This window comes from Croceivirga lutea, from assembly GCF_014235875.1.
GTDB classification, from domain to species: domain Bacteria; phylum Bacteroidota; class Bacteroidia; order Flavobacteriales; family Flavobacteriaceae; genus Croceivirga; species Croceivirga lutea.
In genome coordinates this window covers 161,199-183,095 of record NZ_JACJUK010000001.1, presented here as the reverse complement: position 1 = coordinate 183,095, position 21,897 = coordinate 161,199, and the positions used below count along the sequence as shown (strand labels likewise).

At 33.6% G+C, this 21,897-nt stretch carries 22 protein-coding genes; 17 read left to right on the top strand and 5 right to left on the bottom strand.

Annotated features, from left to right (window positions below):
• The first annotated feature begins 15 nt into the window (after window positions 1-15).
• The 4 genes from ribD to H5V42_RS00865 are packed head-to-tail and all read left to right on the top strand — an operon-like array spanning window position 16 to window position 3,132.
• Complete coding sequence (gene ribD, locus H5V42_RS00880) at window positions 16-1,065, top strand: bifunctional diaminohydroxyphosphoribosylaminopyrimidine deaminase/5-amino-6-(5-phosphoribosylamino)uracil reductase RibD (protein ID WP_390809341.1); 1,050 nt, start codon at window positions 16-18, stop codon at window positions 1,063-1,065.
• Entirely contained in the window at window positions 1,058-1,657 is a 600-nt protein-coding gene (locus H5V42_RS00875) for an HAD family hydrolase (protein WP_185781228.1), read from the top strand. Before ribD ends, H5V42_RS00875 begins: the two co-directional genes overlap by 8 nt.
• Complete coding sequence (locus tag H5V42_RS00870) at window positions 1,657-2,520, top strand: DMT family transporter (protein ID WP_185781227.1); 864 nt, start codon at window positions 1,657-1,659, stop codon at window positions 2,518-2,520. Before H5V42_RS00875 ends, H5V42_RS00870 begins: the two co-directional genes overlap by 1 nt.
• Window positions 2,521-3,132 (top strand): IMPACT family protein, encoded by a 612-nt coding sequence (locus H5V42_RS00865; RefSeq protein ID WP_185781226.1) that lies wholly within the window; start codon window positions 2,521-2,523, stop codon window positions 3,130-3,132.
• Here the strand turns inward: H5V42_RS00865 and H5V42_RS00860 are convergent.
• Entirely contained in the window at window positions 3,122-3,538 is a 417-nt protein-coding gene (locus H5V42_RS00860) for an acyl-CoA thioesterase (RefSeq protein WP_262889897.1), read from the bottom strand. The genes H5V42_RS00865 and H5V42_RS00860 overlap by 11 nt on opposite strands.
• 203 nt (window positions 3,539-3,741) lie before the next feature.
• Between H5V42_RS00860 and dnaA the strand changes: the two genes are divergently transcribed.
• Genes dnaA through H5V42_RS00845 form a run of 3 tightly spaced genes read left to right on the top strand, consistent with a single transcriptional unit; the run spans window position 3,742 to window position 6,353 of the window.
• A complete protein-coding gene (dnaA, locus tag H5V42_RS00855; protein WP_185781224.1) occupies window positions 3,742-5,166 on the top strand; it encodes a chromosomal replication initiator protein DnaA in 1,425 nt (474 codons plus the stop codon).
• Between the two features lie 11 nt (window positions 5,167-5,177).
• Entirely contained in the window at window positions 5,178-5,624 is a 447-nt protein-coding gene (locus H5V42_RS00850; RefSeq protein WP_185781223.1) for a low molecular weight protein-tyrosine-phosphatase, read from the top strand.
• A 3-nt stretch (window positions 5,625-5,627) separates the two neighbouring features.
• Entirely contained in the window at window positions 5,628-6,353 is a 726-nt protein-coding gene (locus H5V42_RS00845; protein ID WP_185781222.1) for an SAM-dependent methyltransferase, read from the top strand.
• 30 nt (window positions 6,354-6,383) lie between these two features.
• Here H5V42_RS00845 and H5V42_RS00840 read toward each other — a convergent pair whose 3' ends face one another.
• From H5V42_RS00840 to dapF, 4 genes are all read right to left on the bottom strand, one after another.
• A complete protein-coding gene (locus tag H5V42_RS00840) occupies window positions 6,384-7,013 on the bottom strand; it encodes a hypothetical protein (protein WP_185781221.1) in 630 nt (209 codons plus the stop codon).
• Between the two features lie 154 nt (window positions 7,014-7,167).
• Window positions 7,168-8,214 carry an endolytic transglycosylase MltG gene (gene mltG, locus H5V42_RS00835; RefSeq protein WP_185781220.1) on the bottom strand — a complete coding sequence of 349 codons (1,047 nt, stop codon included), beginning with the start codon at window positions 8,212-8,214 and terminating at the stop codon, window positions 7,168-7,170.
• Window positions 8,201-8,734 carry a GNAT family N-acetyltransferase gene (locus tag H5V42_RS00830; protein ID WP_185781219.1) on the bottom strand — a complete coding sequence of 178 codons (534 nt, stop codon included), beginning with the start codon at window positions 8,732-8,734 and terminating at the stop codon, window positions 8,201-8,203. Before H5V42_RS00830 ends, mltG begins: the two co-directional genes overlap by 14 nt.
• Entirely contained in the window at window positions 8,722-9,516 is a 795-nt protein-coding gene (gene dapF, locus H5V42_RS00825) for a diaminopimelate epimerase (protein ID WP_185781218.1), read from the bottom strand. The genes H5V42_RS00830 and dapF overlap by 13 nt, the downstream gene beginning before the upstream one ends.
• A gap of 118 nt (window positions 9,517-9,634) precedes the next feature.
• Here dapF and H5V42_RS00820 point away from each other — a divergent pair, with 118 nt between their 5' ends.
• The 10 genes from H5V42_RS00820 to H5V42_RS00775 all read left to right on the top strand — a co-directional run bounded on the left by H5V42_RS00820 (window position 9,635) and on the right by H5V42_RS00775 (window position 21,895).
• Entirely contained in the window at window positions 9,635-11,026 is a 1,392-nt protein-coding gene (locus H5V42_RS00820) for a S1C family serine protease (RefSeq protein ID WP_185781217.1), read from the top strand.
• Window positions 11,027-11,141: 115 nt separating this feature from the next.
• Window positions 11,142-12,590: a glyceraldehyde-3-phosphate dehydrogenase gene (locus H5V42_RS00815; protein ID WP_185781216.1), complete on the top strand. Its 1,449-nt coding sequence runs from the start codon at window positions 11,142-11,144 to the stop codon at window positions 12,588-12,590.
• 104 nt (window positions 12,591-12,694) lie between these two features.
• Window positions 12,695-13,300, top strand: a complete 606-nt coding sequence (locus tag H5V42_RS00810) for a tRNA (guanine-N1)-methyltransferase (RefSeq protein WP_185781215.1) — start codon at window positions 12,695-12,697, stop codon at window positions 13,298-13,300.
• Between the two features lie 3 nt (window positions 13,301-13,303).
• Window positions 13,304-13,753, top strand: coding sequence for a GNAT family N-acetyltransferase (locus H5V42_RS00805; RefSeq protein WP_185781214.1), 450 nt, complete (start codon window positions 13,304-13,306; stop codon window positions 13,751-13,753).
• A 25-nt stretch (window positions 13,754-13,778) separates the two neighbouring features.
• On the top strand, window positions 13,779-14,453 hold the full coding sequence (gene trmD / locus H5V42_RS00800; RefSeq protein WP_185781213.1) for a tRNA (guanosine(37)-N1)-methyltransferase TrmD: 675 nt from the start codon (window positions 13,779-13,781) through the stop codon (window positions 14,451-14,453).
• A gap of 125 nt (window positions 14,454-14,578) precedes the next feature.
• Window positions 14,579-14,929 carry a 50S ribosomal protein L19 gene (rplS, locus tag H5V42_RS00795; RefSeq protein ID WP_185781212.1) on the top strand — a complete coding sequence of 117 codons (351 nt, stop codon included), beginning with the start codon at window positions 14,579-14,581 and terminating at the stop codon, window positions 14,927-14,929.
• A gap of 555 nt (window positions 14,930-15,484) precedes the next feature.
• A complete protein-coding gene (locus H5V42_RS00790; RefSeq protein WP_185781211.1) occupies window positions 15,485-17,707 on the top strand; it encodes an NADP-dependent isocitrate dehydrogenase in 2,223 nt (740 codons plus the stop codon).
• A 67-nt stretch (window positions 17,708-17,774) separates the two neighbouring features.
• Window positions 17,775-18,581, top strand: coding sequence for a DUF4249 family protein (locus tag H5V42_RS00785; RefSeq protein ID WP_185781210.1), 807 nt, complete (start codon window positions 17,775-17,777; stop codon window positions 18,579-18,581).
• Between the two features lie 17 nt (window positions 18,582-18,598).
• Window positions 18,599-20,998, top strand: a complete 2,400-nt coding sequence (locus tag H5V42_RS00780; RefSeq protein WP_185781209.1) for a TonB-dependent receptor — start codon at window positions 18,599-18,601, stop codon at window positions 20,996-20,998.
• The gene (locus tag H5V42_RS00775; RefSeq protein WP_185781208.1) at window positions 20,999-21,895 is read left to right on the top strand and encodes a DUF4249 family protein; all 897 of its coding nucleotides are present in this window, start codon (window positions 20,999-21,001) and stop codon (window positions 21,893-21,895) included. It begins immediately after the preceding gene.
• The last annotated feature ends 2 nt before the right edge of the window (window positions 21,896-21,897 follow it).

Genomic DNA, 21,897 nt, shown 5'->3' with positions numbered 1-21,897 from the left:
CGTTATTTTTGCAGGGTGAATATCGACCACAAATATATGCAACGCGCCCTAGAGTTAGGAAAAAATGCTTTAGGTTCAGCCGCTCCAAATCCTATGGTGGGCTGTGTAATAGTTCATAATCAACATATTATTGGAGAAGGATTCACTAGTGCTTTTGGAGGGCCTCATGCAGAAGTTAATGCCATTAATGCTGTTTCTGACAAATCTTTATTATCTAAAGCAACTTTGTATGTTACGCTAGAACCATGTTCGCATTTTGGAAAAACACCTCCATGCGCAGATTTAATTGCCACATTCAAAATACCTAGAGTGGTAATTGGTTTAATAGACCCCAATAAAAAAGTAGCAGGTAAAGGAATTGAAAAATTAAAATCTTATGGTTGCGAACTAACTGTAGGTGTCCTAGAAGCTGAATGTAGATTTCATCATAGGCGTTTTTTAACAATGCAAGAAAAAAAACGGCCTTTTGTTATTTTAAAATGGGCAGAGACTACTGATGGTTTTATAGCGCCTTTAAAAGAGATGAGACGTTTTAAGCCCGAACCTTTTTGGATTACCACTAAAAAATCAAGACAATTAGTTCATAAATGGCGAAGTAAAGAAATGTCAATTTTAGCAGGAACTACTACTGTTTTAGAAGACAATCCCAAACTTAATGTAAGAGATTATGCAGGAAAAGCACCTTTAAAACTTATTATAGACAAGTCTTTAAAAATTCCCTCTTCCGCGGCAATTTATAATGATAATACTAAGGTTATTGTGTTTAATAACACAAAGAGCTCTAATTTTGAAAATTCAATAGTTTTTAAACAATTAGAATTTACTAAAAACATACCTTCTCAAATACTCCAATTTTTGTATGAATTTGAAATTAGTAGTGTTTTTATAGAAGGTGGCGCCAAAACCATTCAATCTTTTATAGATGCCAATCTCTGGGACGAGGCTAGGGTTTTTAAAGGCAAATCTAACTTTGGTGAAGGCACAAAAGCTCCAGTTTTAGTTTCAAAATCGAATTTTAGAACTTCAGTTTTACAAGACCAACTTTATACCTATTATAATGATTAAAAACATTATTCTCGATTTTGGTGACATCTTTATCAATTTAGATAAACCTGCTACCGCTTTAGCAATGTCAAATTTTGGATTCAAAATGATTACTCCTGAGCTTGATGTTATTTTTAAAGCCTATGAAAAGGGGTTGATTTCTTCTCAAGAGTTTCTAGAAAGTACCCAACGTTTATTTCCTTCAGCAACAATAGAAGATTTACGTAATGCTTGGAATGCAATTCTGTTAGATTTTCCTGAGCACCGGCTACAATTTATTGAAGACCTAAGCAAAGAAAATTCGCATCGTCTTTTTCTATTGAGTAATACTAATGACATACATATTGAATATATAAAGAAACAAATGGGTTCTCGATTTACGAGATTTCAAAATGCTTTTGATGTATTTTATTTATCGTATGAAATGAAAATGCGAAAACCGGATACTGAGATTTTTGAATTTGTTTTAAATGAAAATCAATTACAACCCCAAGAATCTTTATTTGTTGATGACACCAAAGAAAATACTGACGCCGCAGCTAAATTGGGTATTAAAACTTGGAATCTGCAAGTAGGTAAAGAAGATATAACACAACTTAAAAATCACCTTTAATGCTGTATTTAGCATTGAGCGTTCTTTGCTCTAGTCTCATATTCATAGTTTTTAAATTATACGACACTTATAAAGTTCAAACCCTTTACGCCATTGTTACTAATTATGTTGTAGCCTGTATGGTAGGTTTATTTTTTAATCCAACAACGGTAACTATTACATCTTTAACTCAAAAACCCTGGTTTATAGGTACTGCATTGCTTGGTGTTTTATTTATCTTAATCTTCAATATTATGGGTAAATCTGCCCAAGTTAATGGTGTTGGAGTAACCTCTATAGCCACAAAAATGTCACTTGTGATTCCTGTACTATTTGCCGTATTGGTTTATAAAGATTCGTTATCTGTATTTCAAATTATAGGAATTTTTTTGGCTTTAGGGGCTGTTTATTTTGCCTCTGTAAAAAAGAAAGGAATTCATTTAAACAAAAATCATATTTGGCTACCAATCCTTGTTTTTATTGGTTCAGGCATAATTGATACGAGTATTAAATTTATACAAGAAGCGTATTTAAATGATGGTGAATACCCTATATTTTCTTCTACAGTTTTTGGAGCCGCAGCTGTTTCGGGTTTTTTGTTTGTAGGTTACAGAGGAATTAAAACACCTTTAAAAATTAACCTGAAAAATGTAATTGGAGGCATCTGTCTAGGAGTTCCTAATTACTTCTCCATATATTTTTTACTTAAAGCCTTAAATAATAATCAGCTAAATAGCTCATCAGTGTTCACCATTAATAATGTGGCAATTGTTTTATTTACTACACTATTAGGTATACTACTTTTTAAAGAAAAACTATCCTCAAAAAATATTCTTGGTGTAATTCTAGCCATTTTAAGCATTATTCTAGTAGCATTATTTTAAATGGAACAAAAAGAATCATTTAATACTATTAAAGAGGCCTCAGCAGAAATTTTATTTAAAGAACGAAAGAGTAAATTCTTTGGTTATGCTTTCCCAGTTTCAACCCAAGAAGAAATTAAAAACGCATTGGATTTGTTGCGTAAAAAATACCCTAATGCAAATCATGTTTGCTATGCTTGGCAATTGGGTGTTGACAACCAAATCTTTAGAGCCAATGACGATGGTGAACCCAACAATTCTGCTGGTATGCCAATATATGGTCAAATACAATCTTTTAATGTTACTAATATACTGATAGCAGTGGTTAGAATATTTGGTGGTACAAAATTAGGTGTTGGTGGATTAATTCAGGCTTATAAAGAAACTGCAAAACTTACTTTAGAGAATTGTGCAATAATAGAAAAAGTAGTGGAAAAACAGGTTTCTTTAAAGTTTGGATATAATGATTTAAATAGCGTTATGGGTATTTTAAAAAGATTTGATGCTACCATGGTTTCTCAACATATGGAAATGGAATGCCATATTGTGGCAAACATTGCCAAAAAATATAAAACAGATTTTACCAAAGCATTTGAAAATTTACATAAAGTTGAGCTTCAAATTATGACTTAAGCGTAATTTGTTCCAATATATTTTCAGGACATCTTGTTGGTTTTTTTGTTTTCATATCTACAAATGCCAAAACCGTATTAGCTTCGACCAAAAGCTGACTTTTATCGTTGTAGATTTTATAGTCAAATTCAATCTTAACTGTTGGCATTTTTTTTAATCTAGTTTCTACAATTAGTAGGTCGTCATAAAAAGCTGAATTCTTAAAATTCAATTGTAAGGATATTACCGGAAGCATAACACCATTTTCTTCCATTTTTTTGTAAGAAAACCCCAAACCTCGCAGCCACTCTACTCTTCCCATCTCTAGGTATTGCGCATAATTGCCGTGATATACTACACCCATCTGGTCAGTTTCGGCATACCTAACACGAAAAGAAATTTTGTTAAAATATTTAAAATTTGTCAAATTATTCTATCTTTAAAGGATTTCAATTTTCGAAAGGGAACATGCAAAAAAAAAATATAAAATTCAACTAGAGGGTAATTTTTTTTTTACCTTTTTTGTTCACATATTTGCTCCGTTCTGAAAAGGATAATATTCCCGAAAATTTTAATACAAGAACACTATTTATCTATATATACTAACCAGCAAACAAAGAAGGAATTTTTATGAGTGTTACTGCCCATTCCGTATGGAAGAATTGCTTGTCTTTTATTGAAGACAACATACAGCCGCAGGCATTTAAAACATGGTTCCTTCCCATTAAGCCTGTTCGTTTGGCTGAAAACTCTCTGAGTATTCAGGTGCCTAGTAAATTCTTCTACGAGTGGTTAGAAGAACATTATGTGAAATTACTTAAGGTAGCCTTAACAAAAGAGTTAGGAAAAAACGCCAAATTGATTTATATTATCAAAATGGAACAGCGGGACGGAAGTGACGAAGGAATGACAGAAAAAATTCCTAGTGCAAATAGATCTGCTTTGGTACCTCAAGAATTAGATGTACCCATAACAGCTAAAGACCCTGAATTAAAAAATCCATTTGTAATTCCAGGTATTCGTAACATTAAGATTGATTCTCAACTTAATACCAATTATAGTTTTGAAAACTTCTTAGAAGGCGACTCCAATAGACTAGCAAGATCTGCCGGAATTGCAGTAGCCAATAAACCTGGAGGCACATCTTTTAATCCGCTATTAGTTTATGGTGGTGTTGGTTTAGGTAAAACGCATTTAGCTCACGCTATTGGTGTAGAAATAAAAGAGAAATATCCAGACAAAACTGTACTTTATATCTCTGCCGAAAAGTTTACTCAGCAATATATTGAGTCTGTTAAAAAGAATACCAGAAACGATTTTATACATTTTTACCAATTAATAGACGTATTAATTATAGATGACGTTCAATTTTTATCTGGTAAATCTGGAACACAAGATGTATTCTTCCATATTTTTAATCATTTACATCAAAATGGTAAACAGGTGATTTTAACTTCTGATAAGGCACCTGTTGACATGCAAGACTTTGAACAACGCCTTTTATCTCGTTTTAAATGGGGGTTATCTGCTGAACTGCAAACACCTGATTATGAAACTAGAGTATCTATATTAAAGAATAAGTTATATAGAGATGGTGTTGAAATGCCAGATGATATTATTGACTATGTGGCAAGACAGATTAAAACTAATATAAGAGAATTAGAAGGGGCGATTATTTCATTAATTGCGCAGTCTTCTTTTAATAAAAGAGAAATTACCCTTGAACTAGCGCAAGGAATTGTTGAAAAGTTTGTAAAGAATACAAAACGTGAGGTTTCTATTGACTACATTCAAAAAATAGTTTCTGACTATTTTGATATGGATGTAGCTACTTTACAATCTAAAACTAGAAAACGCCATATTGTTCAAGCAAGACAATTGGCTATGTTCTTTGCTAAAAAATACACCAAAGCTTCTCTAGCAAGTATTGGCTCACAAATTGGTAAACGAGACCACGCTACTGTACTACATGCTTGTAAAACAGTTGATAACTTGGCTGAAACAGATAAGCAATTTAGAAAGTACATAGAGGATTTAAACAAAAAATTTACTTGATTCTGTAAGGCATGACCAGTATTTTAATGGTTTGTCTTGGCAACATATGTAGGTCACCATTGGCAGAAGGTATTCTTACGTCAATGGTTGACCCAACTCAAGTTTATGTTGATTCTGCAGGAACCGGAGGTTATCACGTAGGAGATGCACCAGACCCAAGGTCCATTGCTATTGCCAAAAAAAATGGCATAGATATTAGCAATCAAGTTTGTAGAAAATTCACAGCCGAAGATTTTAATCGTTTTGACACCATTTATGTAATGGATAGTAGTAATTATACTAATGTGGTCAAACTAGCTAATTCTGAAGCTGATAGAGCCAAAGTAAAATTATTACTTTCGGAAATTGAAGGAAAGAATTTAGAAGTTCCTGATCCATACTATGGAGGTGATGATGGGTTTAAAAACGTATATAATTTAATACACCAGGCTTGTAGTAAGCTAATTCTGAAATTTTAATTCATGGATAATCAATCATCTAATACAGCTTTTGGAAAGTTATATCTTATTCCTACCACATTAGGTGATGGTGCTCCCCTAGAAGTGTTGCCTTACTCGGTAAAAAAAATCATTGAAAATACCGATTTTTATATCGCAGAAAACGAAAAAACCGCACGTAGATTTATAAAGAAGATAAATCCCGCAAAGTCTCAACCACAGTTACATTTTCAACATCTAAATAAATTTACAGATCCTGAAGAAATTCCTACGTTTTTAAATCCGTGTTTACAGGGTATTAATGTAGGCTTACTTTCAGAGGCCGGCTGCCCAGCGATAGCTGATCCGGGTGCAACTGTTGTAAAATTGGCACACAATAAAAAAATACCTGTAGTTCCTCTAGTAGGTCCTTCCTCTATTTTAATGGCAATGATGGCTAGTGGTTTAAATGGCCAAAATTTTGCATTCAATGGTTATTTGCCGATAAAAGACACTCGGTCTCAAACCATAAAAAAGTTAGAACGTATTTCTAGAGAACACGGTCAGTCACAAATTTTTATTGAAACACCATATAGAAACAACAAATTATTGGAGGAGTTGAAAAAAACACTGCAACCACAGACGCAATTGTGTATTGCGGTTGATATTACTCTAGATACTGAATTTATTGCGACAAAATCTATTTACGAATGGAGCACCTTTACTATTGACCTCAATAAAAGACCTGCTATCTTTATAATTCAGGCATAAAAAAAACCGAGTAAAACTCGGTTCTTAATATTAATATTGTGGATTATTCTCTTGCGGAATATTTGAAATATCATATCCCTCAAATTGCCTTAAATACACCGCTACGGTACTACCAAACTTATCTGAAAAGTCTGTTCTACCATAAGAACGTAAGTATTTTTTAACGTTACCTGCACCTGCTAGATGTGCTGCTGCAACCATACCAGATTCGGTAACTAAGGTGCCATTAATATTCTTACCTACAAATCTTTTAATATCTCTTCTTAAAATCCACTTGTTGCGTGCAACATTAAGTTTAAAAGCTTTTTCTTGCATTTCAGCATTTAAAAGAAAAGCTTCAGTGTCGTTGATTCCAAGAAGTTGCAGTGTGTTTTTTCCAAATTGATATTTACCTAAATAGCCATAACGATTTATGGTATCATATCTACCCTGAGATTCTTTAAAGCCCAAGGCTTCTTTAAAACCAATAAAGTTTTTATCAAGCTTTATATAGTTTGTTTTGTTAGCACCATTTTGTTTGCTTTTAACCAAGCTTTCAATAGCACTTGTTACTAATGAATCTGGTACTTCAACATTTTTGTTTAAAAAATTAAAGGTACCAAAACTGGTTAACACCAAAATGATAATAAGAGAGGCTGTAACACCCATCCATCTTTTCATATAGTTGATTTAAAGAAAGTTATATTACAACTTTCAAAATTTCAGTCGACAAATATACGTGGGGGGAATGTTTAAAGGTTCTCCGAAAATCACAAGAAAATCCTAAACCTGGCCTAAAATCCGTTAAAAGGAATGATTTATCCGACAAAACCTACTATCTATTAATTTTATTCTGATTTAACCATCGGACGTACTGCTGTTTATTTCGGTTGTGTTGCGAAAGACTCTGAGCAAAAGTATGATACCCAAAATTCTCAACATTAGCTACAAAATAGAAATAGTTGTGCTTTTCTGGATTTAAAACTGCATCAATAGAAGATATATCTGGCATACAAATAGGACCTGGAGGTATGCCCGCTACCTTATACGTATTGTAAGGCGATACAATTTCTAAATCTCTATATAATACCCTTTTTATAATGGTATCATAATTACCTGTCTCTTTTTTAATAGCATAAATTACTGTGGGGTCGGCTTGCAGTAGCATGCCTTTAGAAAGTCTATTTAAATAAACCCCGGCAACTCTTGGTCTCTCATCTACTTTAACTGTTTCTTTTTGAACAATTGAAGCAAGGCTAATTACCTGATTTTTAGATAAATTAAGTTCTTCTGCTTTGTTTGTTCGGTTGGTATTCCAAAATCGTTGATATTCTTTAAGCATTCGTTCTCTAAAAGAATTTGCATCTGTGTTCCAAAAAAACTCATACGTATTTGGCAAATACATGCCCAATGCAGTTTCTGAACTAAAGCCATTTTCTGATAGAAACTTCTCGTCGGTAAAAGTCTTTACTAATGAGACGCTGTCTGCTTCAATTTGTTGAGATATTCTTCTGGCTAAATCATTAAAACTTTCTTGGTTGTTAAAGGTAACTTTCACAGGTATGTTGCCACTTCTAAGAGAGTTAATAAGGTCATTGTTATTCATCCCCTTCTTTAAGGCATATTTACCTGGCTTAATATTTGTGGTATATCCTTTGCGTTGCGCTACAGCATCAAAAGTATTTATGTTCTTTACTAACGGTTCAATTTGAGATTTAACTTCTGTAAATTTTGCATTAGTAGGAATGTAAACATATGCTGTTTCATTATTAAAAGCAGTATTAGGTGTAAATATGGCGTTATAGATATTGTACGCTAGTATACCACATATAATTAAGCCTAATAAGGCTATAGCCCAGATTACTTTCTTAAGATTGCTCACTATTTATTTTTTGATATAAAATTTCATTTTTGAATACGCCTTCAGATAGAATCCATTCGTTCTTAACACCCACCATTTTAAAACCAGCTTTCTTAAATAAGCTAATACTCCTAGTATTTTCTTCTAAGATATTTGCATAAAGCTGATGTAAATCTAAATGTTTAAAACAATATTCACTTAACAGTGCTAAGGCTTCTAAACCATAACCTTTACCGCGGTTTTCTTCATCTGCAATTACTAAGCCTACCCCTGCCCTACGGTGCTTTGGGTCAAAATCAAACAAATCTATCAAACCTATCATTTGGTTTGAATTAGTACAAATGCTTAACCGTAATTGTTTTATTTCATAAATATCTAAATGGGTATTAGCCAAATATTTTTTTAAAATAGCCTTAGAATACGGTTTTTGGGTGCCACTTATTTCCCAAATAGAGCTGTCATTTTCTAAGTAATAAAGGAACTCTAAATCTTCTGGCTCTAAAGCTCTTAAAAAAACAAGGTTCCCTTTTAAAGCTTGCATACTATACTACCGTTAAATACATATGTAGCCGGTCCAATTAGTTGCACATTGGAATAGCTGTTATTTTCAAAATCAAATGCCACGCTCAAATTGCCACCTTCTACTTCAATGGCGATAGCATTAGTATTTGCTTTTTTAGAATAATGCATAGCTATTGCAACAGCAGTAACTCCAGTGCCACAAGACAAGGTTTCATCTTCAACTCCTCTTTCATACGTTCGTACTCTAAAAGTGTTTTCTCCAAGTTGATTTACAAAATTGATGTTACTCCCCTTTTCTCCATACACTCCATATCGTAATTTAGCACCTTCTTTTTTTACATCAATATTGGATAAATTTTGAACCAATTGCACATGATGTGGTGAACCTGTGTCTAAGAAAAAACTTTCATCTCTCTGTTCAATATTATCCACACTATTCATCCAAAGGGTTACCACATTGTTTTCAATTCTGGCTTTATGAATTCCATCAACCGCAATAAATGAAGTTTCTACATCAAACAGGCCCAATTTATGTGCAAAGGCTACCAAACATCTTCCTCCGTTACCACACATGGTACTTTGGTTTCCATCAGAATTGTAATACACCATTTTAAAATCTGACGAATTGTCATTTTCTAGCAGTATTAAACCATCTGCTCCTATGCCGAATTTTCGGTCACACAAATGTGCAACTAGTTTGGTATTGTTTTTGGGAAATAATAGCTGTCTATTATCAATAAGCACAAAATCGTTACCTGTGCCTTGATATTTATAAAAATCTAGATGTAGTTCAGCGCTCATCGAGCAAATATAAGTCTTTCATTAAGGATTATTTTGCAGTTAAAAGAGCGTTAAACTGTTAAAATTTAAGATTTCAAAACTTAATTTAGAATTGCTAAATGCTTAAAACAAAAGGAAAATGAAAAGAACAGCAGGTTTATTTTTTGTCGCCATCTTAGCAGGTTCTGTAACCTTAGGCGCATACAAACTTTTATTTGAAAAAAACAATAATAGCATTTTTGTTGATGAAGGTGCAACCCCATTTGTAACTACAAGCACCGCGGCATCAGCAAAAGGAGCCGGAATCAATGAGGTTGATTTTACTATTGCAGCCGAAAAAACAGTAAATGCAGTTGTACATGTAAAAAATATGACGGTTAGTAGCGGCAGACCAAGTAGTATCATGGATTTTATTTATGGTTTTCAAGGTCAACAACAACCTCAAGTGGGTACCGGTTCTGGTGTAATAATTTCTCCAGACGGATATATTGTTACCAATAACCACGTTATTGCTAGTTCACAAAAATTAGAAGTTACTCTAAATAATAATAGAACTTATGAAGCTGATGTGGTAGGTGCCGACGAAGCTTCAGATATTGCGCTTTTGAAGGTTGATACTGATGAAGATTTACCTTTTTTAGCGTTTGGAGACTCTGATAATACCAAAATTGGTGAATGGGTACTTGCCGTAGGTAATCCGTTTAATTTAACGTCAACAGTAACCGCTGGTATTGTTAGTGCAAAAGCGCGCTCTCTAGGCAGAAACCAATCATTTATACAAACAGATGCTGCGGTAAACCCTGGAAATTCTGGTGGTGCTCTTGTGAATACTAATGGTGATTTAATAGGTATTAATACTGCTATAACCTCACAAACAGGCTCTTATGTTGGCTATTCTTTTGCAGTGCCAAGTAATATTGCTAAAAAAGTTGTGGATGATTTACTAGAGTATGGTAATGTTCAAAAAGGAATACTAGGCGTTTCAACCATTCCAAAAAATACTAGATATGCAGAGGAAATGGGCATTAATGAAATTGAAGGGGTATATGTAAATACTATTGAAGAAGATTCTGGAGCAGAACAAGCTGGTATTAAAGAAGGAGATATTATTAAAAAAGTTGATAACGTTAAGGTGACCAAATTTTCTGAATTAACAGGGTATCTAAATTCAAAAAGACCTAATGATGTTGTTGAAGTTACTGTGGATAGAGATGGTGATGTAATTAACGTTCCGGTTACCTTGATGAAAAATCAAACAACACAAGTTCCAAACATGGGTTTTGTAGTAAAAAATCTAAGTGACAACGATAAAAAGAACTATAAACTTAAAAACGGAGTAAAAATTACTGCAGTACCTGAACAATATTCTAGATACGGATTAGTAGGTAAAGTTATCGTTCAAGTTGACGAAGATGATATTGATGATATTACAGACGCCGACGAAGCATTTTCAAAAGTTTCTAAATATAGAAGAACAAGTATAACTTTAATAGATGAAGACGGTGAAAAGGAACGTCTTATATTTCAATAGTAAAAAGCCTCTTAAGAAAAACGCCCCTCTATGGGGCGTTTTTTATTGCCCAATACTTTTACGAAAACGATTGAAATAATTACTTTTGCGCGAAATTTTACTAACTAAACTATAAATGAGCACAAGTAAATCTTACGAAAAGGAGCTAGCATTCCAAGCCGATAGAAGAAAAGCTACCACAGAATTCATTAAAATCATAAGTGATTTATGGTATGATAAGTCTATTGAGGTGGTGCTTTTTAAGAATCAGGTTATCGATAAAAATGTAAGTGATATTATAAACTTGCACGAGTATGCTGGTCAATTTGTACAAAAACCTATTTCAATTTTTGATAGTGTTGAATTATTGCGTGCTATTAACGATATAAGTTTACCACCCGCCAAATTAGATATAGGTAAACTTACTTACGAATACCATTCTCAAGAAGAACATGCCGCCAATCCTAAAGCATTTATAATTGATAAATTAAAAGATGCCCAAAACACAAAAGAAATAAAACCAAAAGATGTTGTTCTATACGGGTTTGGTAGAATTGGAAGATTACTGGCTAGAGAATTAATGGCAAAAACAGGTAAAGGCAATCAATTACGTCTACGTGCCATTGTAACCAGAGGTGAACTTACCCCAGAAGTCTTAGAAAAACGTGCAGCACTATTACGAACAGATTCTGTACATGGAGAGTTTAGCGGAACTGTAGAAACAGATTTAGAACGACAGGCTCTTGTAATAAATGGCACTACCGTATATATAATTTCGGCTAATCAACCTGAAGATATAGATTATACCAAGTATGGTATTAGTAACGCCCTTGTAATAGATAACACAGGTGCATTTAGAGATAAAAAGGCATTAGCAAGACATTTAGAAGCCAAAGGAGCTAATAGAGTTTTACTTACTGCACCAGGTAAGGAAGTACCAAACATTGTACATGGAGTAAACCACGCTGAATATGACCCAGACAAAGTAAAAATTTTCTCAGCAGCTTCTTGTACAACAAATGCTATTACTCCAATTCTAAAGGTTATCGAAGATTCTTTAGGCATTGAAAGTGGTCACCTAGAAACCATTCATGCATATACAAATGACCAAAATTTGGTTGATAATATGCATAATAAATACCGTAGAGGTCGTGCAGCAGCTCTTAACATGGTAATTACAGAAACTGGTGCTGGTAAAGCGGTTTCAAAAGCACTGCCTGCACTAGAAGGTAAACTAACTTCTAATGCAATTAGAGTTCCTGTACCAAATGGTTCATTGGCTATTTTAAATTTAAGAATCAATAACAAGATTTCTAAAGAAGCGTTAAACACCATTCTTAAGAAATATGCTTTAGAAGGTAATTTAGTGGAACAAATAAAATATTCGTTAAGCAATGAACTTGTATCTTCTGACATTGTGGGCACCTCTGCACCGTCTATTTATGACAGTACGGCTACTATAGTTAGCCCAGATGGTATGAATGTTATATTATATGTATGGTATGATAATGAATACGGGTATTCTCATCAAGTTATTAGATTGGCAAAATATATTGCTAAGGTAAGACGCTATACCTATTATTAATAGGTTTAGTTTAAGGAATAGTAGTTTAATCATTTTTGGAAATATTAACTAAAGCACTACCTTGGTCGATTCTTAAGAATTATTGATTTATTGGTTTGATTATTATGCGAAGAATAGTAGTATGTCTAGCTCTTTTTAGTTACATAGGAATTGTTTCTGCACAAGAAGAAACAGAAATGCCAGATTTAACTAATGGTAATATTGATGAACAATTTCAATATTTACTTAAAGAAAGTGGTAATTATAATGCCAGAGGAATTCGGTACGAAGTTGTCAAAATAAACGACTTAACTAAGTTCAATACTAACTTAAAAGACACTATTAATTCAAGTAAGAAAACAATTGTAGAATTACGTAACACAATTGCTGAAAATACTGATGAGATTGCGGCTTTAAAATCACAATTAGGAGAAACTACAGAAAATTTAACAAAGGTTACAGAAGATAAAGATTCAGTTTCATTTTTCGGAAGTTCTGTTTCTAAAAAAGCCTATAAAGGTATAGTTTGGGGTATAATTGTTGTTTTGTTATTTCTGTTAGCTGTCTTTATATACAAGTTTAGAAATAGTAATCAATTAACGCAACACGCTAAATCTGCTTTGGCTAGTTTAGAAGAAGAGTTTGAGCAACACAGACGCAGAGCCTTAGAAAGAGAGCAAAAAATAAGCCGAAAATTACAAGACGAAATCAATAAAAGTCGAGGGAAATAAATTTTGATAAAAGTTTATAAAGCATCAATTGAATCAATTGATAAAATTGTACCTCTATTTGACGCCTACAGAGTTTTTTACGAACAGGATTCTAATTTAGAGTCCTGTCGTAATTTTATAACCAACCGTTTGCGCCAAAATGAAAGCGTTATTTTTTTGGCAGAAATCAATAAGGAAGTTGTTGGTTTTTGTCAATTGTATACCACATTTTCTTCAGTAAGTCTTGAACCCTTCTATATTTTAAACGATTTATATGTAGCTAAAGCTCATCGCAATAAAGGGGTTGCTCATAGTTTACTGCAAGCTGCAAAAGAATTATGTATAGCAAAAAATTATAAAGGTCTAGCATTAGAGACAGCATTAAATAATCCTGCGCAAAAGCTTTATGAAAAGTTAGAGTGGAAAAAAGACCTAGAATACCTGCATTATTTTTGGTCTAATTCAGATAACTAACTTTACAGTTCAATTATTATAGTAGATGCGGATTGATATTATCACAGTTTTACCAGAATTACTCAAAAGTCCTTTTGAAGCTTCAATACTTAAAAGAGCAATAGAAAAAGAACTTGTAGAAGTACATTTTCATAATATAAGAGATTACACAACAACTAAGTACAAACAAGTTGATGATTATCAATTTGGTGGTGGTGCAGGCATGGTTTTAATGATAGAGCCCATAGATAAATGTATTTCTAAATTAAAAGAGGAAAGAGACTACGATGAAGTAATTTACTTAACACCAGATGGTCAAACGCTTAATCAGTCTATTTCAAACGAAATTTCTTTGAAAGAAAACATTATTCTCCTATGCGGTCATTATAAAGGCGTTGACCAAAGAGTACGAGATTTGTTAATAACAAAAGAAATATCTATTGGAGATTATGTCTTATCAGGTGGTGAATTAGCCGCAGCTGTTCTAGCCGATTCCGTAATTAGGTTGTTACCCGGTGTTTTAAATGATGAAACCTCTGCCCTTACAGATACCTTTCAAGACAACTTATTAGCTCCTCCTGTATATACCAGACCAGCAGAATATAAAGGGCATAAAGTTCCCGAAATCTTGTTAAGTGGTAATTTTGGAAAAATTGAAGAATGGCGTGAAGCTGAGGCACTTAAGCGAACTGAAATTCGTAGACCAGACCTTTTAAAATAATTCTTTAAAAATAACGGCTAAACTATTGTTAGTTCTAAAATAAGAAGTACTTTTGCAGACCATTAGACCCAACCTCTGGCGAAAATCGTAAATGTTGCGTTTAAAAAATTCATAAAAACATTAAAATGGATTCTTTAATAAACTTTGTTGAAAACGAATTTGTAGCTAAAAAAGATTTTCCAAAATTCTCAGCTGGTGATACTATTACTGTGTATTACGAAATTAAAGAAGGTGAAAAAACACGTACGCAGTTCTTTAAAGGAGTAGTAATTCAAAGAAGAGGTAGCGGTGCTACTGAGACTTTTACCATTAGAAAAATGTCTGGTACTGTTGGGGTAGAACGTATATTCCCTTGTAATATGCCAGCTTTACAAAAGGTTGAAGTAAATAAGAGAGGTAAAGTTAGAAGATCAAGAATCTTTTACTTTAGAGGTCTTACTGGCAAAAAAGCTAGAATTAAAGAGATTCGTAAATAATTATTTACTTAAGAAAATAGATAAAAAGGCACTCTTAAAAGGGTGCCTTTTTTAATTAACAATTGTTGATAAGTTTGGTTTATAACATGTTGATTTTTAAAATCTTAAAAAATTGCTCGATTAATCAAATTATTATATTTTTAAGTATCAATTAGTGAAAACTAAGCGATAATAAAGTTCTTGAAAACGTTATGTGTTGATTTGTGAACCTAGTTCAAAATCAAATTTTGTGTCGATAAAACGAACAAAAACCTTTTGTGTGCGAATTACTGTCGTGTAGTAATTTTGACAACTGGCAAATAATAAATTTTGTTACAATTGTTACAGCGTGATTGTTTCAAGATAATTCAAGAGCTAGAACCAATTCTTGTTAAGTTTTAATAAATTGTTTTTATAATTGATTAAAATTCAATAAGATAAAGTTCTTCAAGCCATATTCTAACAGTAATGTAAGAATATGGCTTTTCTTTTTACTATTCTACATTTATGGTTAAAATCAATTTAGAACCGTTAGCTAAGTTGTATATTTGCTCCGCAAAAAAATAACCGTTCTTAATGGCAAAAATATCCTACACCAAAACCGATGAAGCTCCCGCTTTAGCAACCTATTCTTTTTTACCAATAGTCAAAGCATTTGCAAAAACCGCAGCAATAGAAATTGAAACCAAAGATATTTCTCTCGCGGGTAGAATAATTGCAACTTTTCCTGATTTCTTAACTGAAGACCAAAGAATTTCTGATGACTTAAAGGTTCTTGGTGAAATGGCAAAAACTCCAGAAGCCAATATTATTAAATTACCTAACATTAGCGCCTCTGTACCGCAACTTACAGAAGCTATTGAAGAATTACAACAAAAGGGATACGCATTACCAGATTACCCTGCAGAACCAAAAACAGATGCAGAAAAAGAAATTAAAGCCCGGTATGACAAAATTAAAGGTAGTGCTGTTAACCCCGTTCTAAGAGAAGGCAACTCTGACCGTAGAGCACCAAAACCCATAAAAAATTATGCTAAAAAGAATCCGCATAAAATGGGAGCTTGGTCCTCAGATTCACAAACACATGTAGCCACGATGAGTTCTGGTGATTTTCGTTCCAACGAAAAATCAGTTACGTTGTCGTCGCCAACTACAGTAGATATCGTTCAAATTAGCAACGGTCAAAAACATATTTTAAAAGCTGGATTATCACTTTTAGAAGGCGAAATTATTGATGCTACTGTAATGAAAAAAGAGGCCTTAGTAAGCTTCCTTGCTAAGGAAATTGCAGATGCTAAAGAAAAAGGATTATTACTTTCAGTGCATTTAAAAGCAACAATGATGAAAGTTTCTGATCCAATCATTTTTGGCCACGTGGTAGAAACCTATTTTAGAGAAGTATTTAATACTTATGGTGACTTTTTTAATGAAAATGGTATAAATCCAAGGAACGGTCTTGAAAGTTTGTTTGATAAACTTGAAGACCTACCAACAGAAAAAGCTAGCGCTGTAAAAAGTGCTATTGATAACGCCATAGCAAATGGACCTGCCTTAGCCATGGTGAACTCTGATAAAGGTATAACCAATTTACATGTGCCAAGTGATATTATCATTGATGCATCTATGCCCGCTATGATAAGAACTTCTGGCCAAATGTGGAATGCTGAAGGGCAAACTCAAGATACAAAAGCAATTATTCCAGATAGTAGTTATGCCGGCATATATCAAGCTACTATTGATTTCTGTAAAGAACACGGTGCTTTTGACCCAACTACAATGGGAACTGTTCCGAACGTAGGGTTAATGGCTCAAAAAGCTGAAGAATATGGTTCTCACGATAAGACTTTTGAAATTGCTGTTGAGGGTACTGTTCAGGTAATTAATTCAGAAAACGGAGAAGTTTTATTAGCTCACGATGTCGCTAAAGGTGATATTTGGAGAATGTGCCAAACTAAAGATGCTCCAATTAAAGATTGGATTAAACTTGCCGTTACCAGAGCCCGCGCTACAAATACTCCAGCAGTTTTTTGGTTAGATGAAAATCGAGCTCATGATGCTGAAATTATCAAAAAAGTTAATCAATATTTACCTTCTCACGATACTACAGGGTTAGATATTAGAATTTTAGCTCCAATTGAAGCCACTAAATTCACTTTAGAAAGAATCAAAGATGGTAAAGACACCATTTCTGTATCTGGTAATGTTTTAAGAGATTACCTCACCGATTTATTTCCAATTTTAGAAGTTGGTACCAGTGCAAAAATGCTTTCAATCGTGCCATTAATGAACGGTGGCGGTCTGTTTGAAACTGGTGCTGGTGGTTCTGCACCAAAGCACGTAGAACAATTCATGGAAGAAAATCACCTGCGATGGGATTCTCTTGGAGAATTTATGGCCCTTGAAGTTTCTTTGGAGCACTATGCCAATAACAACAACAATAAAAAGGCGCTTATACTTGCAGAAGCCCTAGGCGAGGCAACAGAGAAATTTTTAGATGAAAATCGTTCTCCATCTAGAAAAGTAAATGAAATTGATACTCGTGGTAGTCATTTCTATTTAGCTAATTATTGGGCCGAAGCCCTAGCTAACCAAACTAAAGATGCCGACTTAAAAGCAACTTTTACTGAGATTAGTGAACAAATAAAGCAAAAAGAAAGTGCCATTATAGAAGAACTAATTGCAGTGCAAGGAAAAACACAAGATATTGGAGGTTATTATTTACCAGATTTTGACAAAGCTACAGCTGCAATGAGACCTAGTGAGACTTTCAATACAATTCTTAATCAGTTAAACAGATAGTTTAAAAAACTGTTAACAGGTATGATTGCTTAACTACTTTGTATATCTTCAAAGCGGTTAAGTTGCTATGAAAAAAATTTGCTTTTTTTTCCTCTTTATACTTTTTTTTTCGTGTGAAGAGGTAATAGATGTAGAATTACCTACTTCTGAAACAAGGTTGGTGATTGATGCTATTATTGGTTATAATGATAATAATGGGGAACCTATTACCATTGGGCAAATCACCTTAACTCTCACAGCTCCCTTTTTAAATGCAGAAGTGCAACCTGCTAGAGATGCGCAGGTATTTATTACAAATGAAGATACTGGCAGCCGTATAGAATTGTTAGAAAGCGAACCTGGCATATTTAGAGACGGTTTCCCCAACTTAGAGTTTGGTGTAGATTACACCATAGAAGTAATTTATCAAAATAACGTTTACACGGCAACAGAACAATTGCAAAGAACAGGTGAAATCACCAGTTTGAGGCAAGATGACGGCTTTCTTTTAGACGAAGAGAAAGAAACTGAAATTGTTGTTTCGTTTAATGATGTACCCGATGAACGCAACTATTACTTATTTGCATTTGGTTTAGACAATTATCTAGTTTCAGATGATGAATTCTACCAAAATAGTAGCCTTACCTTTTCTTATTTTTATGAAGATTTAGAACCTAATGATGTAATCACAATTACCTTGTTAGGTATAGACCAACAATTTGCGAACTACGTTAATCTAGCTTTAGTACAAGCTGGTGAAGACGGCGGTGGGCCTTTTCAAGTACCTACTGCAACTGTAAAAGGAAATATAGTGAACACAACTGAACCAGATAATTTTCCGTTTGGCTATTTTGCCCTTGGAGAGTTTGACGTACAACTTTTTACAGTAGAATAACTTAAAACCAAACTAACATGCCTTATTCAAAGAAAATAAGTCTTTTATTGCTTCTAATTATATCTTCTCTGACTTATTCTCAAAGCAGATATACGTTAAGCGGTACAATAAGAGAAGCTTCTAGTAATGAAACCTTAATCGGCGTAACGGTTGCATTTCCAGAATTAAGAACTGGTACTACCACTAATGAATATGGTTTTTACTCTATTTCATTGCCTGAAGGCGAATATGAGGTAATTATTAGTTATTTAGGTTTTAAAGAAATTAAAAGGACCATAAATCTTAATCAAAATCAATCACTGAATATTGATTTAGCTGAACAAACGCAACAGCTAAATGAAGTTGTGGTTACTGAGAATGTAGAACGACTAGATATTAGAAAGCCTCAAATGAGTGTTGCCGGTTTACAAGTGAAAACCATAAAACAAATACCCGTTGTACTTGGTGAAGCCGATGTAATTAAATCTCTTTTACTTTTGCCTGGGGTAACCAATGCCGGTGAAGCTTCTTCTGGGTTTAACGTTAGAGGTGGTGCGGCAGACCAAAATTTAATTTTATTAGATGAAGCAATCATATTTAATTCATCGCACCTTTTTGGGTTCTTTTCGGTTTTTAATCCTGATGCCATAAAAGATGTAAAACTATTTAAAGGTGGTATTCCAGCTCGTTATGGCGGTAGAGTTTCTTCAGTTTTAGAAATATTTCAAAAAGAAGGTAACAGTAAAGAACTTAAAGTTAATGGTGGTGTTGGCGCAGTGGCAAGTAGACTATTGCTAGAAGGACCAATAATTAAAGACCGTACTGCTTTTTTAGTAGGTGGTAGAGCTTCATACGCGCATTTATTTTTACCATTGTTTGATATTGACAACAAAGCATATTTCTATGATTTAAACACTAAATTAAGTCATAAAATCAATGATAATAACAGTATTTTTCTTTCAGGATATTTTGGACGAGATTTATTTAGTATAAACGATAGTTTTGAAAATGTATATGGTAACGCCGTTGGTAACTTTAGATGGAATCATTTATTCTCTGAAAAGTTATTCTCAAATCTTTCATTAATATATTCTGATTATTTCTACGGGTTGGAACTCGACTTCGTAGGTTTCGAATGGGATTCTGGGATACAAAACTTTAATGTTAAATATGACCTTAAACATTATTTAAACAACAAGCTTCAAATTAACTATGGGCTCAATAACATTTATTATGTATTTAATCCCGGATTTATTCGCCCAAATAATCCAGAATCAGGAATTATTGCTGAACAACTCACTAAAAAATATGCCAATGAAAATGCGATATATATAGATGTTGAACAGCAAGTTAGTGAGCGTTTTAGTATTGAATATGGTCTTAGGGCCAGCCAATTTAATCGATTAGGGCAAGACGAATTTTTTCAATATGAGAATGATAACCCTGTAGAATTTGACCCTTTTACCTTAGTATACAAAGAAGCCACTCCTATAGATACTTTAACTCCAGGTCGTGGCGGAACTTTAAAGAAGTTTTTCAACCTTGAACCTAGGGTTTCTGCTTCCTATAATTTTAATAACCAAAGCTCGGTTAAAGCCAGCTTTACCAGACTAGCTCAATATTTACACTTACTATCCAACACCAGCTCTCCTACCCCTTTAGATGTTTGGACACCAAGCGGACCGTTTGTAGAGCCTCAGCTACTTAATCAATATGCGCTAGGTTATTTTAAGGATTTAAAAAATGGGGCATATTCCTTTGAAACCGAAATATTCTACAAAGACATTGACAATCGTATTGATTATATAGATGGTGCCAACCTTATTGCAAACAACGCTATTGAACAAGTTATTTTAAATGGCGAAGCAAGAGCATACGGATTAGAAATTTTATTACGCAAAAATGAAGGTAGATTTAATGGCTGGCTTTCTTACACCTTGTCTAAATCTGAACAACGGACACCAGGGAGAACAGCCACGGTCGATAATGGTAGGTCTAATTTAGAAACAGGCATCAATTTTGGCAATTGGTACAATACACCCTATGATAAAACACATGACCTCTCTTTATATGGTAATTACGACCTAAATGACAAATGGCGTTTTAATGCCAATTTTATATATCAAACCGGTCAACCAACCAACTATCCTGTTGGGCAATTTGAGTTCCAAGGACTTGTTGTTCCTTTTTATGGCCAAAGAAATCAAGAAAGATTACCTGCTTACCATCGTTTAGATATCTCAGCAACGTTAACCCCAAGAAAAAATAAAGAACGTAAACTGCAAGGTGAATGGGTTTTTAGTATTTATAACGCTTATAATAGAATGAACGCTGCATCTATTAATTTTAGAGAGAATAACGACACAGGCACTAACGAAGCCGTTAGAACATCAATTTTTGGAATTATTCCATCAGTAACCTATAACTTTAGTTTTTAGATGAAAAAGTTAGTTGTTTATTGCTGTTTTTGTTTACTATTCTTCTCTTGTGAAGATGTTATTGAAGTTGAAATTCCTGAAAAAGAAATAAGATTGATTGTTGACGGTATTATTAAAGTCGATTCTAGCAGTGAATTTGTCCCTGTTGAAATTAAAGTCTCAGAATCTAGTGAGTTTTTTGGTGAGAATACTCCAACACAGGTTGAAAATGCTGTTATATTCTACGGAAATCAAGACCCTAGAACTCCAGAATTAAGTCAACTATCTGCTTCTAATTTAGCAGAAAAAGAACCAGGTAGCGGTATTTACGTACCAGACCCCAACTTTTCATCAGACCAACGAATTCGAACTTCTTTTCTTCAGCCAGGTATGTTATTTGTATTATCTCTAGAATATAAAGGCCGCGCCTACGCTGCACAGTTCAATTACAGAACATCAGTACCAATAGATGAGTTTTCTCAAGGCTCCGAAACGCTATTTGATGAAGATGAAGTTGAATTGGAAATTACAATTACTGATGGTCCTCAATTTGATGAGTATTATGTTTTAGATTTTGGGGAGGGCGAATTTTTAACCTTATCTGACGAATTTTTTAATGGTCAAGAATTTAGCTTTTCTTACTTTTTAGACCAAGATAAAGAAGCTGGTGACCAAGTAGCTATAAATATTACCGGGGCTGATTTGGAGTACTACAATTTCACTAATTTAATAATTGAACAAACAGATAGTAATGGTGGTGTTTTTCAAACTCCGGCAACCACGGTTAGGGGTAATGTTTTTGATGTAACCGGCTTAGATAATATTATCATCACAGATAATGTAGAAAGACCTAATGAGTTTGCTTTGGGTTATTTTGCAGTGGTACAACAATTTAAAGATTCTCTTATTGTAGAATAATA

Coding starts and splice junctions, on each gene's coding strand:
- H5V42_RS00775 (WP_185781208.1), top strand. CDS start 20,999: ATGAAAAAGTTAGTTGTTTATTGCTGTTTTTGTTTACTATTCTTCTCT.
- dapF (WP_185781218.1), bottom strand. CDS start 9,516: ATGAGCGCTGAACTACATCTAGATTTTTATAAATATCAAGGCACAGGT.
- dnaA (WP_185781224.1), top strand. CDS start 3,742: ATGAGTGTTACTGCCCATTCCGTATGGAAGAATTGCTTGTCTTTTATT.
- H5V42_RS00815 (WP_185781216.1), top strand. CDS start 11,142: ATGAGCACAAGTAAATCTTACGAAAAGGAGCTAGCATTCCAAGCCGAT.
- H5V42_RS00830 (WP_185781219.1), bottom strand. CDS start 8,734: ATGCAAGCTTTAAAAGGGAACCTTGTTTTTTTAAGAGCTTTAGAGCCA.
- H5V42_RS00850 (WP_185781223.1), top strand. CDS start 5,178: ATGACCAGTATTTTAATGGTTTGTCTTGGCAACATATGTAGGTCACCA.
- H5V42_RS00870 (WP_185781227.1), top strand. CDS start 1,657: ATGCTGTATTTAGCATTGAGCGTTCTTTGCTCTAGTCTCATATTCATA.
- H5V42_RS00785 (WP_185781210.1), top strand. CDS start 17,775: ATGAAAAAAATTTGCTTTTTTTTCCTCTTTATACTTTTTTTTTCGTGT.
- H5V42_RS00840 (WP_185781221.1), bottom strand. CDS start 7,013: ATGAAAAGATGGATGGGTGTTACAGCCTCTCTTATTATCATTTTGGTG.
- trmD (WP_185781213.1), top strand. CDS start 13,779: ATGCGGATTGATATTATCACAGTTTTACCAGAATTACTCAAAAGTCCT.
- H5V42_RS00865 (WP_185781226.1), top strand. CDS start 2,521: ATGGAACAAAAAGAATCATTTAATACTATTAAAGAGGCCTCAGCAGAA.
- H5V42_RS00845 (WP_185781222.1), top strand. CDS start 5,628: ATGGATAATCAATCATCTAATACAGCTTTTGGAAAGTTATATCTTATT.
- H5V42_RS00790 (WP_185781211.1), top strand. CDS start 15,485: ATGGCAAAAATATCCTACACCAAAACCGATGAAGCTCCCGCTTTAGCA.
- H5V42_RS00875 (WP_185781228.1), top strand. CDS start 1,058: ATGATTAAAAACATTATTCTCGATTTTGGTGACATCTTTATCAATTTA.
- H5V42_RS00780 (WP_185781209.1), top strand. CDS start 18,599: ATGCCTTATTCAAAGAAAATAAGTCTTTTATTGCTTCTAATTATATCT.
- rplS (WP_185781212.1), top strand. CDS start 14,579: ATGGATTCTTTAATAAACTTTGTTGAAAACGAATTTGTAGCTAAAAAA.
- H5V42_RS00820 (WP_185781217.1), top strand. CDS start 9,635: ATGAAAAGAACAGCAGGTTTATTTTTTGTCGCCATCTTAGCAGGTTCT.
- H5V42_RS00810 (WP_185781215.1), top strand. CDS start 12,695: ATGCGAAGAATAGTAGTATGTCTAGCTCTTTTTAGTTACATAGGAATT.